The 18,403-nt window shown below is 56.8% G+C and carries 15 protein-coding genes; 10 read left to right on the top strand and 5 right to left on the bottom strand.

Annotated elements, in window-relative coordinates:
- Positions 1 to 46: 46 nt before the first annotated feature.
- The 5 genes from BQ17_RS07635 to gpmI form a co-directional block, all read right to left on the bottom strand.
- Positions 47 to 649 carry a Maf family protein gene (locus tag BQ17_RS07635; protein WP_089725818.1) on the bottom strand — a complete coding sequence of 201 codons (603 nt, stop codon included), beginning with the start codon at positions 647 to 649 and terminating at the stop codon, positions 47 to 49.
- Positions 650 to 721: 72 nt separating this feature from the next.
- Positions 722 to 1,093, bottom strand: coding sequence for a VanZ family protein (locus BQ17_RS07630; protein WP_089725817.1), 372 nt, complete (start codon positions 1,091 to 1,093; stop codon positions 722 to 724).
- A 214-nt stretch (positions 1,094 to 1,307) separates the two neighbouring features.
- Complete coding sequence (locus tag BQ17_RS07625) at positions 1,308 to 1,703, bottom strand: Dabb family protein (RefSeq protein ID WP_089725816.1); 396 nt, start codon at positions 1,701 to 1,703, stop codon at positions 1,308 to 1,310.
- Positions 1,704 to 1,794: 91 nt separating this feature from the next.
- Entirely contained in the window at positions 1,795 to 2,403 is a 609-nt protein-coding gene (locus tag BQ17_RS07620) for a hypothetical protein (protein WP_089725814.1), read from the bottom strand.
- Positions 2,404 to 2,782: 379 nt separating this feature from the next.
- Positions 2,783 to 4,432 (bottom strand): 2,3-bisphosphoglycerate-independent phosphoglycerate mutase, encoded by a 1,650-nt coding sequence (gene gpmI, locus BQ17_RS07615; protein WP_089725812.1) that lies wholly within the window; start codon positions 4,430 to 4,432, stop codon positions 2,783 to 2,785.
- A 378-nt stretch (positions 4,433 to 4,810) separates the two neighbouring features.
- Here gpmI and BQ17_RS07610 point away from each other — a divergent pair, with 378 nt between their 5' ends.
- The 10 genes from BQ17_RS07610 to BQ17_RS07565 all read left to right on the top strand — a co-directional run bounded on the left by BQ17_RS07610 (position 4,811) and on the right by BQ17_RS07565 (position 18,252).
- A complete protein-coding gene (locus tag BQ17_RS07610; protein WP_089725810.1) occupies positions 4,811 to 8,242 on the top strand; it encodes a PKD domain-containing protein in 3,432 nt (1,143 codons plus the stop codon).
- Positions 8,243 to 8,271: 29 nt separating this feature from the next.
- Positions 8,272 to 8,742: a hypothetical protein gene (locus tag BQ17_RS07605; protein WP_089725808.1), complete on the top strand. Its 471-nt coding sequence runs from the start codon at positions 8,272 to 8,274 to the stop codon at positions 8,740 to 8,742.
- Complete coding sequence (locus BQ17_RS07600) at positions 8,742 to 12,830, top strand: RHS repeat-associated core domain-containing protein (RefSeq protein WP_089725806.1); 4,089 nt, start codon at positions 8,742 to 8,744, stop codon at positions 12,828 to 12,830. Before BQ17_RS07605 ends, BQ17_RS07600 begins: the two co-directional genes overlap by 1 nt.
- 430 nt (positions 12,831 to 13,260) lie before the next feature.
- Positions 13,261 to 14,349 (top strand): transposase, encoded by a 1,089-nt coding sequence (locus BQ17_RS07595; protein WP_089725804.1) that lies wholly within the window; start codon positions 13,261 to 13,263, stop codon positions 14,347 to 14,349.
- 15 nt (positions 14,350 to 14,364) lie between these two features.
- On the top strand, positions 14,365 to 14,559 hold the full coding sequence (locus tag BQ17_RS07590) for a hypothetical protein (protein WP_089725802.1): 195 nt from the start codon (positions 14,365 to 14,367) through the stop codon (positions 14,557 to 14,559).
- 250 nt (positions 14,560 to 14,809) lie between these two features.
- On the top strand, positions 14,810 to 15,040 hold the full coding sequence (locus BQ17_RS07585) for a hypothetical protein (protein WP_089725800.1): 231 nt from the start codon (positions 14,810 to 14,812) through the stop codon (positions 15,038 to 15,040).
- Positions 15,041 to 15,045: 5 nt separating this feature from the next.
- Positions 15,046 to 15,375: a type II toxin-antitoxin system RelE/ParE family toxin gene (locus tag BQ17_RS07580; protein WP_089725798.1), complete on the top strand. Its 330-nt coding sequence runs from the start codon at positions 15,046 to 15,048 to the stop codon at positions 15,373 to 15,375.
- Between the two features lie 366 nt (positions 15,376 to 15,741).
- Positions 15,742 to 16,575 carry a TolB family protein gene (locus BQ17_RS07575; RefSeq protein WP_176722341.1) on the top strand — a complete coding sequence of 278 codons (834 nt, stop codon included), beginning with the start codon at positions 15,742 to 15,744 and terminating at the stop codon, positions 16,573 to 16,575.
- A gap of 25 nt (positions 16,576 to 16,600) precedes the next feature.
- A complete protein-coding gene (locus BQ17_RS07570; protein ID WP_176722340.1) occupies positions 16,601 to 17,734 on the top strand; it encodes a FlgD immunoglobulin-like domain containing protein in 1,134 nt (377 codons plus the stop codon).
- A gap of 71 nt (positions 17,735 to 17,805) precedes the next feature.
- A complete protein-coding gene (locus BQ17_RS07565) occupies positions 17,806 to 18,252 on the top strand; it encodes a DUF29 domain-containing protein (RefSeq protein ID WP_089725792.1) in 447 nt (148 codons plus the stop codon).
- Positions 18,253 to 18,403: the final 151 nt, after the last annotated feature.

Raw genomic sequence — 18,403 nt, 5'->3', positions numbered from 1 at the left:
GACACCATCCTTCCCGGCAACGCCGAATGATTCAGGATTGCACCCATCAGGTATCTCTCAAGGACTCCAGGGGATCGATTCCCTCCGATTCCAACATGGAGATCAACCGGATCAAGGGTAGACCCACGAGTGCGTTCGGGTCCTCGCCCTCGAGGCGCTCGAACAGCACGATGCCGAGGCCCTCGGATCGGAAGCTCCCGGCGCAGTTGAAGGGCCGCTCGCGATCGATATAGGCCTCGATACGGGCACGCGACAGCTGCCGGAAATGGACCCGGAAGGGCTCGCAGCAGAGCTGTGTGCGTCCGGTAGCGGTATTGAGCAGGCACAGGCCCGTGTAGAAGGCGACTTGGCGTGCGGATGCGCGGGTGAGCTGGGCGATGGCCTGGGCGCGGTTCCCCGGTTTGCCGATTACTGCACCGTCCAGGTAAGCCACCTGATCCGAGCCGATGATGAGGGCGTTCGGATGATCCTCGGCTACCGCCCTTGCCTTTGCCTCCGCCAGCCGCACCACCAGCTCCTGGGGAGACTCATCCGGTCGCCTGGTCTCGTCCACATCGGGCACGGCGGTGGTGAAGGGTATCCCTAGACGTTCCAGCAGGGCGCGGCGAAAGGGGGAGCTGGAGGCTAGAATTAGTGGTGGATAGGGCATGATGCAAAGCAAACGCGTATTTAATCCGCAGATCACGCAGATTTTCACAGATTGTTGGATTTTTCACAGCCATTACCTGGAACGGTTTGGAATGACAGGGAAAAAGAAATTAACAATCTCTGCGATAATAAAGCCACAAACTACACCTGCGGTATTTGCAAGCATATCCAACCATTCTCCATAACGATTTACGTACGGCTGCAATAATTCAATCGCACCACCGTGGGCTATAAAAAACAAAGCGAATAATAGCCATCTGTTTGGTTTACGTAATGCTGTCGGTAACACCAATATCGCATAAGCTATTATGTGATGGGCTTTATCGGTTCCCGGTACTGATGGTAATTCATCGAGTGGCCAGAGAGATAAAAACGTTATGACTACAAGAGTAAACAGTGTGAAAGCAAGCCAGTTTGTTTTTATTATAGTCAGCAATCCAATCATTCGAATTCGTCTTATTTCTTCTGTGAATCCAACACTTGCCATAGCCGGCAGCTAAAAGCGGGGAGACTTGACAGCTATCCGAGTTAATGGTTTTGTCGGCTCGTTCCCACGCTCCAGCGGCCAAGGTTTTTCATGACGCTGGAGCGTCTGGATTTGCTCCTACGCTGGAGTGTAGAAGCCAGAGAGAAGGTTCTCCGATTCGGTAGCAACGGAGTTAGAACACTACCTCCGTATAGTCATACACCACGATCTTCCTGACCAGAGGCAGAAGGACCTTTTGGACAGCATCCTTGTGCAAGGGGTGCTCCAGATAGGCGTTCATATCATCCGTGTTGGCGAAAGTGAGCATGATAGCGACATCAAAGCTGTCATCGACAATTTCTCTATCACTCGGAATCACCTCGCCGGCACTTACCTTTAGGACACGTGGGATCTTGCGGAATGAACGCGATGTCTCGATAATCTTGTGCCGATGGGCAGGATTGCCGGATTCCTTGAGCCAGCACAAGACAATATGCTTGACTTGTGTCCCCTCTGCTGCCTTTGTCGCCGTGCTGACGCAGCCGATGAAAAGGAGGATCAACACCACCGGAAGACGTATTTTGTTCATTGCCTTTGAAATATAACGTCAAGGCTAACCGGCAGCCCAAAGCGGTAAGCCGAAAGGTGCACCGCTTTGGGTTGCCCGGTTAAGCCGCATGTTAGTTCCATTTCTCTTGTTCGACTAGGGTTGCAAGATGTTCTAGTGCTCCAAATAATTCTTGCATATTATCGATGGTGTAGTTTTTTTCGTTTTTTGTAAAAAGATGCTCTTGCAATCGACCAAATTGCCATAAATTTCCATCAGTAACCACTCCATATACCGAATTTGTTTCATTGTTGTTGATCTTTTGTGATGCTACTAATTCAGCCAGGCATTGTCCCCAGCCTTGTTCAAAGTCGTTCTTTTTTGCTTTAACGACAATAACGATTGGGGTTTCAAGGACTGTCTTCCCGAGTGCTGATCTTTTTGAAAAAATATAGTCAGGTGTTCCAGATAATACTTCGTTAAATGATATTGGTTTTTGTATCCAAAACGAATAATTTTTACTGTGTCTTTTATATATCTCTCTTAGCAACGGAGATATTATCAGTTCGCTTCGAGAAGCTTCAGAAGAAAATATATCAATATTCTCTTTATTAAACCTAAACTCTTCTATAAAAGCTTGAGGAACGACTATATCCAGCGCCGATATAAAAATACCTTCCTCGTACTTTATTTTGTATTCTTTTTGAACCTCGGTAATATTTTTAAACTGACTAAATGGCATTTGAGAACACCTCGGTTTTGTTGGAGCTAACGCTTGGGCTCAGGCGCCCAATGCTGCGTGGCACTGAGCTTGAAAGTTGCTGAGGAGCCGGACCGCGGCATTGGGTTGCTTGCAGCCGAATGTCAAATATCTAAGGACTCAAGTCTCTCCTGCGACCGATACATGCCGGTAACGCATACCAATAAGCTCTATCTCAACTATAGCGTTGGGGTTCATTCCTCACCCCAACCTACGCGGGCTTTTTGCGCTCTTTGAACATCCTGTTGGGCACGCCGCCGTCCCTGGCAGGCTTTGCCCAACCTACAAAAGACTTTGCGTCCTTTGCGCCTTTGCGGTTCAAACCACGGGCCGGTAGCCGGCAACCGGTAGATCGAGTGCCTTATCCGACTTCCACCAGACTCGGCGTGTAATCCGCTGGGGGCTGGAAGCCGAGGAGTGTCATGCAGGTAGCCGCCAGGTTGGCGATGCCGGGATCCGCGACCTGCGCTAGGCGCGCCCGGGATCCATTGGTCGGGTCGTAGACGATCACTGGCACTAGGTTGAGGGAGTGTGCCGTCTTGGGCAGAAACTTGCCGGCGGCGTCCCGCTTCAGCTGGCCGGTCTTTTTGTCCGCCTCGTACATATCGTCGGAGTTGCCGTGGTCCGCCGAGAAGACCGCGATGCCTTTGGCATTTTTTACCGCCTCCATGATCCTGCCGACGCCCTCGTCCACGGCCTCGATAGCTGTCTTCACGGCATCGGTTACACCTGTGTGGCCGACCATGTCACCGTTCGGATAGTTCAGGCGGATGAATCGGTACTCGCCGCTTTTGATCGCCGTCACCACGGCATCGGTGATCTCGGTCGCCTTCATCCGCGGTGCCTGTTCGAACGGGCAGATGTCCGAGGGGATCTCCCGCCAGGTTTCGGTGGCGAATTTGCCCGAGTTGTTACCGTTGAAGAAGTAGGTGACGTGGCCGTATTTTTGGGTCTCGGAGATGGCGAATTGCTTGACCCCTGCGTTGGAGAGGTATTCGCTCATGGTACGATCGATCGCCGGTGGCGATACCAGATACTTCTCCGGTACGCAAAGGTCGCCATCATATTGCATCATACCGGCGTACCGCACATCCGGTTTGGGACCGCGGTCGAACTCGCTCAGCGCCTCGGCCTCGAAGGCCTTGGTGATCTCCAGGGAGCGGTCGCCGCGGAAGTTGAAGAAGATGACGCTGTCTCCCGCCAGGATCGGCCCCACCGGGGCGCCGTCGTGCGCGATGACGAAGGCCGGCAGATCCTGGTCGAGGATGCCCGGCTTTTCCTTGCGGAAAGTCTCCACCGCCTCGCGCATGGTGGCGAAGTAGCGGCCCTGGCCCCTGACGTGGGTATTCCAGCCGCGCTCGACCATGCTCCAGTCGGCGTTATAGCGGTCCATGGTGATGTGCATGCGCCCACCGCCCGACGCCACACAATAGTCCAGGGTGCCATCCGCATTGATGCCTTCCAGGAATTTGTCGAAGCGTTCGACATAATCCAGCACCGAGGTCGGGGGCACATCGCGCCCGTCGATCAAAGGGTGGATGCGGGCCTTTTGGACCCCCTCTGCCTTGGCCCGGCGCAACATCGCCTCCAGGTGGTTGAGGTTGGAGTGCACGTTGCCGTCCGAAAACAGACCGATAAAGTGCAGTGTCGATTGGTGGTCTTTGACATTCGCCGCCAGCTCCTTCCAGACCGCACCCTCGAATAGGGAGCCGGAGGCGATGGCCTGGTCGACCAGTGCCGCCCCTTGCGAGAAGACACGACCGCAGCCGATCGCATTGTGACCGACCTCCGAGTTTCCCATGTCGGTGTCGTCCGGCAGGCCGACCGCCGTCCCATGGGCCTTGACCTGGGTGTAGACCGCATGCGTGCGCAGCCAGTCCAGATTGGGGGTATGTGCGATCTTGACGAAATCGCTTTCCGGGTACTTGCCGATCCCGACCCCATCCATGATCACCAGCACCAGCGGTCCTTCCGGTCCATCGAAGGCCCCGTTTTTCCTGAGTTCTTCCATCCCGGTCCTCCTCGATACAGGCTTGGAAATTGTTTCGGATGAGGGGAAGCTCGAATCGGCGCAGTATAAACCCAGCGCTACCCGTCGCACATGGTTTCTGTCGGGATTTGCGTAGATGAACACCTGTCACCCAATCAATCCTTCGGCGCGCTACAGGTTGGCCGCGTTGTGCCGCAGGACTGGATTGTTCTGCTTTACCTTCCGGACCGGGGTGGAGCTTGACAGGGTACTGAAGGCGTACCAGGATTACCCGTATCATGGATGACCTCAAACTGCTCTCGGACAACCTCAAATTTGTTACGGTGTAGGCTGTAGCTGCAATTAAGACGTGATCACCTGGGATCTGACAGAGGGGTCGTCTCGTAGGAAGGCCGCAGGATGAGAAAGCCTATTCTTCTGTTTGGCTACTGGGCATTGGCCTTTTGCTGGGCACTGTCCGCTTTTCCGGTACAGGCCGAGCTCCGAATCCACGGCCTCGAGGCCATCGATCCCTCGGTAGTCCGGGTCGAACCCCAGCCGCTCAAACGGACCTCCCGGCCTGAAATACGGCGGCTCCACGTCCGCCTGCGCAATGTCTCCTCCGCCCCTTTCCCGGCAGATAGCATTCTCCTCGCCTTCGCTATCAAAGCACCGGAAGGTATCCTGGTCGCCAATGCCCAGGCCGTGAGCGCGGAGGGCATCCCCTATTTCGAGCTGAATACGTCCGATTTCGGATCTGGGCGTTCGCTCAAGATCAGGGTCGAGCTCGTCAATGAGGTCCAACGCCGGCTGCTCGAGGAGAGGCCACGGCCGCCGGGATGGTGGCAGGCGTACCGCAAGGCCGTCGCCCGCTGGCGGAGTTTGGCATATGAGGCGACGGCCTATTATCCGAGTTCCGCTCCCATAGCCGACGCCGGGGCCGACAGCAATGCCTTGACCGACACCGAGGTCAAGCTCGATGGCAGTGCCAGCTACGACCCCGGCGGGGGCATGCTCAGGTTCGGCTGGGCAACTACCGGTGTCCCGGCGGGGAGCACTGCCGCGTTGAACGATCCGGGACGGCCTGATCCCACCTTCGTACCCGATGTGGAGGGTGATTACGTCTTTGCACTCACCGTCGATAACGGGCAGGCGGCCAGCGTGCCGGATCAGGTTACCGTCTCCGCTACTCACCTCGATGCGCCGCCGAACGCCGATGCCGGACGCGACCAGGAAGTGCCCTCTGGAACCGCGGTAACCTTGGATGGTACCGGCAGCGATGATCCGAACGGCCTGCCGCTGACCTATTCCTGGTCTTTTACGGGAGTTCCGAGAACCAGCGCCTTGACGGACGCGGACATCACGGACAGCGACAGCGCCGAGGCCGGATTCATGCCGGATGCATTGGGGACCTATACCTTGGATCTCGTGGTCCACAACGGCAACCAATCCGATACCGACGGCGTTTCGGTGTCCGTCCTGGAAACGAACGTACCGCCGATTGCGGACGCGGGCACTGATTTTTCCGTCAAGCCGGGTGAGGAGGCGACCCTCGACGGCAGCCTGAGCCGGGACCCGGATTCCGGACCGGCGCCGATCACCTACCAGTGGAGCCTGGTCGCACGGCCATCCGCAAGTAACGCGGCAGATGCCGATATCGCCGCTGCGGACCAAGCGATTGCCCGCTTCACGCCGGATGTGGAGGGTAACTATATCGCTCGCATCGAGGTGGATGACGGTGAGTACCAGGATGGGGACAACACCTCCGTCTTCGCCGACAGCACACCGCCGACGATCAGCATCACGGCGCCGGTCGATGGCGCGGTCGCAGATACGCTGCGTCCGAACATCAATGTAACCTTCGACGACGATGGTTCGGGAATCGACACAAGCAGTTTCACTGCGCAGCTGAATGGCGTAGCAATCGGCGACTCGTTCGCCATCGACGAATATGGCGCGACCTACCAGCTTACGAGTGATCTGTCTGCAGGGCTTCATACCCTGCACGCGGCAGTGCAGGACAAGGCCGGAAATCTTGCCCAAGTGCGCTCTGATTTCAGGGTATCTGTCTTTCGGGCCCTGCCCGAGGCTAGCCCGACGACCGGGCCCGTTCCGCTGACCGTTAACTTCACGACTAACGCCGAGTACAGCGGGGGAGCGATACTGCGATACCGCTGGGATTTCCAAGGTGACGGAATCTTCGATACGAACGATCCCGGTGAGCAAAATTACACCCATACCTATACATCCAAGGGGGTGTTCGATGCCGTCCTGGAGGTACTGAACGACCAGAACGAGACGGCCGTCGCGTCCGTCAGAATCACGATAACCGGGAATCCTCCAGCGGCTACGGCGAGCATCGATCCCTCGAACGGCCAGGTACCGCTTACGGTCAACTTCACTGGCGTGGGTAGCGACGCCGACGGCCGGATCGTGCTCTATGAGTGGGATTTCGAGGGCGACGGGGTATTCGATTTCTCCTCGACAACGACTGGAAGTACCAGCCACACCTATCCCTCATCGGGGACTTTTAATGCCGTTTTCCGGGTGACCGATAACGATGGCCTGACGGCAATGGCAAGTGCAACTGCGACTGCGGTGAGAGTCGGACCACGCGGGTCGCCAACCGCCACGATCACATCTCCGAGCAGCCCCGTAAACTGCAATGCACCCTGCTCCGTCTCCTTCAACGGGACAGGCAGCGATGGCGGCGGCACCATTGTGCAGTATGAGTGGGATCTCGACGGTGACGGCGTCTACGATGCCTCGTCGCCCACCTCAGCTTCGACAAATTTCACCTACAGCTCGCCGGGTCTCTATGTCGTTGCCTTCCGAGTGATAGACAATGACGGACTGACCGGCGTCGACACAATCGAGGTCAAGGTCACGATCGACACTCGACTGGAACTGTTGACAGATACCTGTTCCGCACCCGTTGGCGGAAGCTCAGTCGACATCCGCACAAGGATCGGCGGGACGACGCCGGTTACCATTTTCCTGAAGAATAAGGCCGGTGACCGAGTGCGCACGCTGGTCAATCGCGAGAGCCGGGCTGCCGGTTCCTACACCGATACCTGGGACTGCACTGCGGACACGGGTGTGTTCGTAACAGAGGGTGTCTACTTCGCCGTCTTGGAATACGAAGACGCTAACGGACAGACGCGGACGCTCGATGAGTCCCAAACCAGCGGCGGTCAACTGTTCAACCCGAGCTGGCGCATGGAAGGATCGAGCTGCTCTAACTGTCAGTACGTCTTCCAGCCGCTGGAGGACGACTTCCTCGATGTCGATATGACCTTGACTCGTGCAGCCGAGGTGACCGTCTCGGTGCGGGTATTCAGGCTCGCCAACGAGGTGGTGCGGCTGATGGATCGCAGGCCGCTCGGGCGTGGCCTGCACCACCTCAAGTGGGATGGGGCCGATGCTTTCGGCAACTTCGCCCACCCACCTCCGGGGCGCCAGTTCATCTTCGGAGTCACCGCTTTCAAGCTGCCCAATAACGGCATCTTCGTCGAGGGTGCGCCGCGGATCACCAACTTCTCGGCTGAGCCCAATTACTTCGACCCGGCAACGCCGGATTTCCTGACACCGGATACACCCACGGTCACCATTACCTTCGATGTGTCGAAGGATGCGACGGCCGTCCTGCAGGTCTTCCGTGCGGGCTCCAATCGATTGATGAGGACCATCAGCCAACCAGTGAGCGCCGGCACGCAGACAGTCGAATGGAACGGCCGCAACGAGGAGAACATCTTCGTCGACAAGGGGGACTACCGCCTCGCGCTCAAGGCTATCGACGCCCAAGGTAGTCAATCGTTGGTTCGCTATATGCGGGTGCGCGTCTTCTACTGAGCAGACATGTTTGGGGAAGGATCAAGGCCATGAGATTCCTGTTCGTTGCGCAAGCCGGGAAACATGCTCCGCATCGGTTGACGGCTTCCGTCGTGGTTGGCCTGCTCTTGGCGATAATCGTGGCCGTTCCAGCCATGGCTTTGACCGTGGAGGAGTACTGCACCCTGTCTCGCGATCTGATGGCGCTCTCTGTACGGGAATGGCGCGAGAAAGCACGGGTCGCGAACCGGAATCAGAACGCGTCCAAAGAGGAACTGAGTAGCGCTCTCCAGGCAGTGGAGCAGACGTATCGAGCGCAACGAGAGCAGCGCTATGCGAGCTACGCGACAACCTACGATGACTACATGCGGTTCATGAACACCGATGGTAGAGCTGTCAGAAGTTACCTCGATAATAATCCCGACCTGATGAACGAAATCGATGACCTTAGCGGTCAAGTCGAAGGCTTTGCCCAACAGGTGGAGGCCGTGATGGAGACGAAGCAGGAGGGAATCGAGTGATGAGCTCTGTCCGCGATCTTTTCGGCATCCTTGCCGTTCTTGCGCTCTTTCTAGCCGTCTCCCCAGTAGCAGCCTACGACACGCCTCCTTGGGATACTGGACATCAAGGTTTTAACCCAGAGGAGGGGGATGGAGAAAAGGACAACCCGACGCCGGACGACAACCAATGCCCTTTGGGCAACCCTGTGAACGCCGCTACCGGCGACAACATAGAACTTTATACTGACTTTGATATCCCAGGGCCCGGTCCTAAGCTCGGGCTTACCCGCACCTACCACTGTCAGGACCGTATCGATGGCCCCTTCGGCCGCGGCTGGCACAGCAACCTGACGGCCACCGCCATCGCCGTCACCGACGGTGAGCAGACCTATGCGATCGTCCGCCAAGGGGACGGTAAGCGCAAGCGCTTCACCCGAAACCCGGACGGCACCTTCGAGGCTGCCGCCGGTACCTACCAAACGCTCGACCTCAATTCAGACGGGAGCATCACCCTGACCGGGCGCTACGGCGATGTCGAAAAGTTCGATGTGAATGGCCGCATCATCGAGCGTCGCGACCGCTATGGCAACACCCTGCACTTTACATACGACGGCACCGGGTTCCTGACGAGCGTCACCGACGATGCAGGGCGAACCTTGAGCTTCGCCAAGGGCGCCAACGGCAAGGTCGCCAGCGTGACAGATCCCCTGGGCCGCACCTACTCCTATAGCTACGATGAGAACGGCGACCTAGTTGCCGTGACAGACCCGATCGGCGGTGTCATGGCCTACGGCTACAACGCCGATGGCGATCTGTTGACAGTCGTCGATCCACGGGGCAACACCGTCGTCACCAATACCTATGACAACGAAGACCGGGTTACCCGCCAAGTCTTCGCCGATGGTGCGACTATCCGGTTCAACTATGTCAGCGATACCGATACCGAGACCCGGGTAACCGACGAGCGTGGAAACATCACCGTCTACAAGTTCAACGAAACCGGAAATCCGATCGAGATCACCGATCCGCTCGGGCGTGTCACCCGATCGACCTGGGATGATAACTATAACCGTCTGAGCCGGACCGACGGCAACGGTCACACCACGGCCTTCACCTACGATGCCAACGGCAACCTACTTACCGAGACCGATGCGCTTAGCCAGGTGACCACCTATACCTACGAGTCGACCTACAGTCAGGTCACCAGCGAGACCGACGCCGAAGGTAATGTCACCCGTTTCGAGTACGACAGCCGCGGCAATCTCATCAAGATCATCGACGCCCAGAGCAACCGGGCTGTCCTGACCTACGACACCCAGGGCCGGCTTACATCCGCCACCGACCCTCGGGGCAACACGACCAGCTACAGCTTTGACGCCGCCGGTAATCTGACCCGTGTCACCGACGCACTCGGCAACACCGCAACTATGACATTCGACGCGGTCGGCAATCTGCTGAGCGTGACCGATGCCGAGGGTCGTACTACGAGATTCGAATACGACGGTCTGAACCGCCGTATCAAGATCCTCGATGCCTTGGGCGGTGAAACCAAATTCACCTATGACGCCAACGGCAACCTCACCAGCACCACCGATCCGCGCGGCCACGCTATCACCTACGCCTATGATAGCCGCAATCGGCAGACCGGCATGACCAATGCCCTGGCCCAGACCGAGACCCGTGGCTATGACCGCAATGGCAACCTGACGTCGGTCACCGATGTCGCCGGCAATACCCAGACCTATGGCTATGATGCCGCCGACCAGCTCACCACCGAGACCCTGCCCGGTTCCGCTACCTACCAGTACGAGTACGATAAGGCCGGCAACCGAACCGCAGACCTCGACCCCACCGGTGTGCGCATCGAACGGACATACGATGTGGTAAACCGCCAAACCGGCATCATTGATTCCAACGGCGACCAGCAGACCTATACCTACGACAAGCTCGGCAACCGGACCGGCACCGAACGCAAAGACAGCACGAATCAAATCTTCTACAGGGAAACCCTCGTCTATGACGAGTTATCCCAGGCCATCCAAATCGTTGCTGGCATGGGTCAAACGACGCATTTGGACTATGATTCCAACGGTAATCTAACGACGGTCACCGATCCCCTGGGCCAGACCACGAGCCGCGCCTATGATGCCCTAGATCGCATTGCCCAGCTCACCGATGCCGCAACCGGTATCACCCACTATGCCTACGACCGTGTTGGCAATCTGACCGGCGTCACCGATCCCCGTGGCCTGATCACCGGCTACGGCTACGACAATCTCGACCGCCAGGACCGACTCGATAGCCCAGATACGGGAATCACCGGCACCGAGTACGATGCCAACGGCAACCTGACCAAGCGGACCGATAGCCGCGGTATCACTGTCACCCACGGTTACGATAAGCTTAACCGGCGTATCGGCACCAGTTTTCCGACCGCGGGCGAGGACCGGAGCTACTTCTACGACCAGGGCACAAACGGCACCGGGCGCCTGACCAGCTATGATGACCAGAGCGGACAGACCCGCTTCGTCTATGATGCCCGCGGCAACCGCGTCTCCGAGACCCGAACCATCCAGAGCTGGACCTACAGCCTCGGCTATGGCTATGACAGTGCCGATCGTCTGACCAGTCTGACCTACCCGAGTGGCCTCACTGTCGTGTACGGCTATGACGGCCAGGGGCGGATACAGATTATTACCGCGGACGGCCTGCCGGTCCTGAGCGACATCGCCTACCTGCCATTCGGTCCGGCTACCACCTGGAGCGACGGTTCCGGCCTCGATCACGCCGAGGCTTTTGATACCGATTACCGTGCGACTAGTATCACCGTCGGCGGCATCCAGGATTTCGGTTACGGCTACGATGCCGCAGATAACATCACCGACTGGACCGATGCCCTCAATGCTGCCAACACCCAAAGCTTTGTCTATGATGCGCTGGACCGCCTCATCGATGCCGACGGACCCTACGGTGCCATCGATTTCAGCTATGACGCGGTGGGCAACCGATTGTTGGAGACCATTGGCGCCGGCGTTACCAACTATCGCTATGCGACAGACAGCAACCGACTGCAAGAGACCACCGGCACCGATCCCGGCAGCTACAGCTATGATGCCGCCGGCAACCTGATCCAGGATGACCGCTTCACCTACATCTACAATCAGGCTAACCGTCTTGCCGAGGTCAAGCAGGGCACCGCCACCATCGCAACCTATCTCTACAATGCCGAGGGCCAGCGGGTTGTCAAGACCGTCGGCGGGCGGACCAGTCATTTCCTTTATGGACCCGGAGGTCAACTGCTCGGGGTCTACGACGCAGCTACGGGCGATGCACGCGAAGAAATCCTCTATTTCGACAGCATTCCCGTTGCCACTGCCCGTAATGGCACCCTCTACTACATCCACACCGACCATCTCGGTACACCCCGACTGGTCAGTGATCAGAACCAAACCCTTGTCTGGCGTTGGATCAGTGACCCTTTCGGTAAGGCTACACCGAATCAAGACCCGGATGGCAATGGTACGTCTTTCGTTTTGAACTTGCGCTTTCCCGGTCAGTATTTCGATGCCGAGACCGAACGACACTATAACTACTTCCGTGATTATGATCCGGCGATTGGGCGGTATGTGCAGTCTGATCCTATTGGGCTAGGAGGGGGGTTAAATACCTACGCATACGTGGGTGGAAATCCCTTGTTCTGGATTGACCCGTTTGGACTGGAAGTAACCAGGCATGAGCGGCCTGTTAATCTTGATGGTATTGCTTCCATTCTTAATTATACTGGTGCAAAGCATCATTGGATTAAGACAGATATGCTTGAAGCAGGTATGGGGCCGCAAGGAGGTAACGTTCCAGGACAAGGTGACAACAAAGATTTACCAGGCGTCCCAGTCGAAACTATTGATCATTCTGGTCAATCGATTGAGCCTAATGCCCGTCAAATCCCCATTCCATATCCTGTAGATGAGCAATGTGTAAATAATCTAATTCGTCCAGGCCGTGATCTTGGTCGTTTCATTCCATTTTTTAACGATTGTAAGGGATTTGTAGATGATGTTCTGGATGAATGCCGCATTGATGACTCCCAGCATCAAAATGTGCGGAAATGACGTATTTTCCGGCTTTTATCGCCCCCGTTGAGTTGTAAGTATTTGTTTTTTATATGAGTGGGGTCCTGAATAGTTACATGGTGTAGCTTTATGGAGCGGCGATTGAAGAAGAAGTTGATTATGTTTGGGCTTTCTGCGTTGTCATTATTAGCTTGTGTAGTCTTTCTATGGTGGGCTATACAGGCCGCATGGTTGGGGTCATTCCCTGATAGTGATGTTGTTACTTATACGCAGCGATTTTGGATCAGGCTGGTTTTTTCTGTCGTGTTCTTTCTTAGCTTTGCCACGTGTGTATATTATGCGTTGAAGGGAAATTGAAGAAACCCACGTAAAAAAAGGGGATGGAATTTAAAGGACACCCATTTTGTTTGACATCTTCCCCACCCCAAGCTGAGCTTCCTCTCGACACCGAAACCACAGAGGGTCCATCATGACTGCCCCCTGCTCCGTTCTTGTCTCCCTTGAGGACACCCCTTGGTATCACTGCGTATGCCGCTGTGTACGCCGTGCCTTCTTGTGTGGTGAGGACCCGTTCTCAGGCCTGAATTTCGAACACCGTCGCGGCTGGATCGTTGAACGCATGCAGCAGCTTGCTGCCCTGCTTGCCATCGACGTGGCCGCCTATGCGGTGATGAGTAATCACTATCACCTTGTGGTACGCATCGATCGGGAACGAGCCTTGGGGTGGTCGATAGAGGAGGTGTTGAGGCGCTGGACGGCGCTCTTCACCGGGCCCTTGTTGGTGACACGTTATCTCTCGGAGTCACGGGGGTCGATGAGCCGAGCGGAAATTGCCAAGGTTGAAGAACTTGCCGAGGTCTACCGGGGGCGATTACATGATTTGTCCTGGTTTATGCGCACCCTCAACGAGCATATTGCCCGCCGGGCCAATGCAGAAGATGGGGTGAAGGGGCGATTTTGGGAAGGACGCTTCAAGAGCCAGGCGTTGCTCGATGAGAAGGCGTTGCTGGCGGCGATGGCCTATGTGGATCTGAATCCGGTGCGGGCGAGGCTTGCCGAGACGCCGGAGGCCTCGGACTACACCTCGATTCAGGAGCGTGTCGTTGAGTTACCCGAGGAGGTTGCATCCGAAACCGGCTCACAGGAGATCGCAACCGTCACAGCGCCTGAGGTAACGCTCGATGGGGAGCGGTTACGGCCGGAAACCGAGACGCAGGTCTTACCCCGGGCCCCGCTGATGCCCTTCGATGCCGCCGCACAGACCCCCTGGGCGGTGCCGTTTGCCTTCGATGATTACCTGGAGCTGGTCGATTGGACGGGTCAGGCGTTACGTGAGGATAAGTCTGGATACATCGAAGCACGAGAACCCAAGATCTTCACGCGCTTGGGCATCAATGGGGAGCAGTTTACCGGCTATTCCGAACGTCTTCTTAAGGCGTTTGGAACGGCGGTCGGCGCACCGGCATCACTCGTGAATCTCTGTGCCCGGCGTCAGGCCAAGTATCTGCGTGGCATCCAGGCTGCGCGAGCGGTGTTTGTAGCCAAACAGGCGGCGTGATGGGGTTGAGTCAGATTGCGAATCGTCTTTACCGATGCCCGCCGTCGCCGACCTTTCATCATCGATGCGGTCGTTGTCTTACCCGATCACCTTCACGCGGTGTGGCCCTTGCCTTTGGGGGCTGACGGTTTCTCCACCTGTTGGCACGACATCGAGGCACAGTTCTCGGCCCGGATTCCGAAAGTTGTAAAGGAATTGGGTCTGGAATGACCGACGCGGCGGGATGCGCTGCGCTTTCCCGCCCTACGGTCCTGATCGTGTAGAACGGTACAGCCTGCCTCGATATCGGACAGCCCTTTCTCGATCTCCTGCTTCACATGCACCTTGTATATACTGTTTGCGTAAGGTCGAGAGGTAGGAACAGGAACGGATAATCGCGAAGGAAGGCTCCGGTTCCTTAGCAGCTAAAGAAGGGCGGTGTCACTACTGCTACAATCTCCCGTAAGCATGAGGTTTCACGATGGCAACCGAGACACCGGATACCACTGAACAGCTATATGCCGAAATTGAACGTACACCGAAGCGTTATCGCCCGCTGTTGTTGCGCTTGGTCCACTCGTTTCGTGAGGGCATAGAAGAGGATGAGCCGTGGCCTACGGCAGCTGAGAGCTTCCGAGAAGGACTAGGTGACGCCAAGGCCAGGCGTATACAGCCGATCAGTACCCTGTGGGACGGTATCGATGCAGACTAGCGGATATGGCGCTACAGTACACTGAAGCGTTCAAGCGCCAGCTCAGACGCTTGAGCCGGAAATACAGGCGTATCCGTCATGACATTACACCTGTCTTTGAGCAACTGGATTCAGGCGAATATCCAGGCGATCAGATCTCCGGTACGGGCTATACGCTTTACAAGGTGCGGGCACCTAATCGTGATGCCCAACGTGGTACCAGCGGCGGTTATCGAATCATCTACTATCTTCAAACAGAGGATGATGTCTTGCTGGTAGCCATTTACTCAAAGATAGAGCAGTCGGATATCAGTGCTGATGAGATCAGGAAGATCATGCAAGAAGAGCGCGCGTAGGGCGGGAAAGCGCAGTGCATCCCGCCTTTAGAATCAAGGCTCCTTTGCAAGGCAATGCCATTAAGTTAGCTGTTGGCCGCTTGTCGTGGTGGGTTAGAATACGAAAGAGAAAACTACGAATCGCACAGCGATTTCCGATCCCCCGCGGCTGGAGGATCTCGGCGATGCACTCCTCTCCTGCCCCGACGGGACCGCTTGGCTGCGCGTCCTGCGTCAGGCGCGGTCCACGCCGACCGCCGGCGACGGGGGCCTATAACCAACACTGAAAATCGTTCGATGATCCAATACGTGTCTTGGCCTTGGAGCCTCCTGATGTGCGGAATCGCTTTATGTGCCTTCGCAGATTCCGGTCGCGCCGAGGATCGAGTGGAACAGGGAAGAATCGCCTTTGTTGCGTTTGTGGGTGAGAACTGGAACCTGTTCGAGCTGGATATGGCGAGCCGGAAACCGGTACAGCTCACCGCGACAGGTATCGATGAGCTTACGCCGGCACTCTCCCCGGATGGCTCGCAAGTAGCCTACGCCAACAGCCATGGCGAGCTTTGGTTGGCGGATCTGCCTCCAGGAAAGACGGAGAGGTTGCCCCTCCCCGCCGGGCAATATGCCGCACCGGTTTGGTCTCCTGATGGCAAATCGTTGCTTTACGTGGCCTACGATCTTTCGGAGAAAGAGGAAAGCGCCGAGATCAGGCGCTATTGGTTAGGAACGGGGAAGATCGAGCCTGTCGTCCTCCAAAGAGGAGTACAGGATTCGCCCGTGCTATCGCCGCTGGGCAACAATCTTGTGTATTCTTCCACCATGACCATCACGGTTCCCGGTATGGGGACGAGCCTGCTGAGGCAATTGTGGATTGTATCCTTGGTGGACGGCACTGCGAGAACCTTGCTGCCCACCGGCGGCGAGGACACGGAACCGGCTTGGTCCCCGGACGGAGAACGCATCGTCTTCTCGTCCAATCGCTCCGGTCAATCGGATCTCTGGTCGATCCGTGCTGACGGTAGCTCCTTGCGCCGACTTACAGACTCACCCGGAGCGGAGATGCACCCAGCCTGGTCCCCGGATGGAGAGAAGGTTCTCTATGTCGCAGTGAAGCAAGGATATATGGACCTGGAGCTAGTCGATGTCGGCACGGGGCGCGTGGAGCAGCTGCGGCCCTTTGGAGAAAAACGGGTGGATATCCGTGATCCGCATTGGAGATAAGCCGGTGATTCTAAAGTGGCAAAGAATGCCGACCTTGGAGTGGTTCGTCTGGCTCATCGCTCTGTGGTCAATGGCTTCGGTGTGCTTGGCGCAGCAGGCACCCGATACGACCCCTTCCCAAACCTTGACCATCTATGATGTCACCGTCTCCACGAGCTCATTTGATCCCTCCAGGGAGCAAACGGTCGAGCTGAGCTATCGGTTGTCCCGGAGTGCCAAGGTCACCGTCAAGGTCTTCGACCCCGACCGTGAATTGATCCGGGTCTTGATCGAGGATGCCGAGCAGGGCCAGGGGTCACACAAGCTGGCGTGGGATGGCAAGGACCTGGACGCTAGGGTCGTACCCAACGAGGCGTACTTCTTCACCATCGAGGCAGAAGACGCAACCGGTTCCCAGATTGTCTACGACCCGATCACCTTCAGCGGCGGTGAGCCATTCGAGATCACCGAGGGGCGCATTGACCGCGAAGGGGGAACCCTGTCTTACCGATTGTCAAAGCCCTCCCGAGTCAGCGTGTGGGCCGGCGTGGCGAGCAGTGCCCTCTTGAGAACGCTGGTGGATTGGGAGCCACGGATCGCCGGAACCATCACCGAATACTGGAACGGCAAGGACCGGGATAATCTCATCAACCTTTGGGACCTGGAGGATCACAAGATCGTCATCAGCTACTTCACGTTGCCGGAGACCAGCGTCATCGCCTATGGCAACAGTACCCTTGATTACCGCACCTACAAGCACGGATTGAGCACTGCGAGGCCCAAGAAGGCAGATCGACCCATGGTCAACCGGCGGCGAGTCTCTCCGCATTTCCTGGCATCACGCCTCCAGGACCGGGAGCTCGCGGCCACTTTGAGCTTTCCTGAATTTGACAAATCCGAAGAGAAGGCCGTCCCGGAGGTCAAGGACGCCGTCGTCGTTCGCATCGATGTTCCGAGCCAAGAAGACCGGGAGATACTACTTGGCCAAAGATTCGAGATCATACTCTTTATCGATACGGTCTATTACGCGGAAGAGGAGCGCGGTTACATTCCTTTCAACTATCCGCTGGACGTGAGCGGGGTACCGGAGGGTGAGCACGTACTCACCGTGAATATCATCACACCCAAGAACCAGTTCGCGATCGCGAGCCGCAAGCTGAAAGTGGTTAAGCAGCCGTGATGAGGCTGTTCTTGAGGTCGGGTCAAGCGCCCGACTAGAATTCGGTAGTGGTAAATTTTCAAGACGAAACAATGTCTGACACTTCCTTATCGCTGTTATATGAGCAAGACGCCTACACCTGGGCCTTGCGGAATGCGGAGCTGATTCGTACCCACCGCTTCAGCGAAGTGGACTGGGAACATGTTGCCGAGGAGATCGAAGCGGTGGGGAAAAGCGAATGGAGGGAGCTCGAAAGTCGGTTGATTGTCCTCTTGGCTCATCTGCTGAAGTGGCAATACCAGGCCAAGGGGCGCGGAAGGAGTTGGCAGGCGACCATCAAGGAGCAGCGTTACCGCGTCCGTCGGGTGCTGGAGTCCAATCCGGGCTTGAAGTCACATCTCGATACGATCCTCCGGGATGCTTTTACTACGGCGGTACTCGTAGCTACCAGGGAAACCAATCTGGACGAATCGACTTTTCCTGAGGTATGTCCATTCGGCTTTGAAACGATCATAGATAGCGATTTTTGGCCGGAGTGACTTATCGAGCCCGCGTAGCGGGAAAGCGCAGCGCATCCCGCCTTCAGCGCTTTCGCGGGAAAGAGCGGTCTGGTCGGACGGCTTCGACGCTTGCCGCCATCGCCAATATTAACGCGGTGAGGAGTTGCGGCGAGGAGTTGGAGACGAACAA

Source organism: Candidatus Thiosymbion oneisti (assembly GCF_900092655.1).
Classification (GTDB): domain Bacteria; phylum Pseudomonadota; class Gammaproteobacteria; order Chromatiales; family Chromatiaceae; genus Thiosymbion; species Thiosymbion oneisti.
Note: the sequence above shows the minus strand (reverse complement) of the source record. Positions and strands in the feature narration are given on the sequence as shown.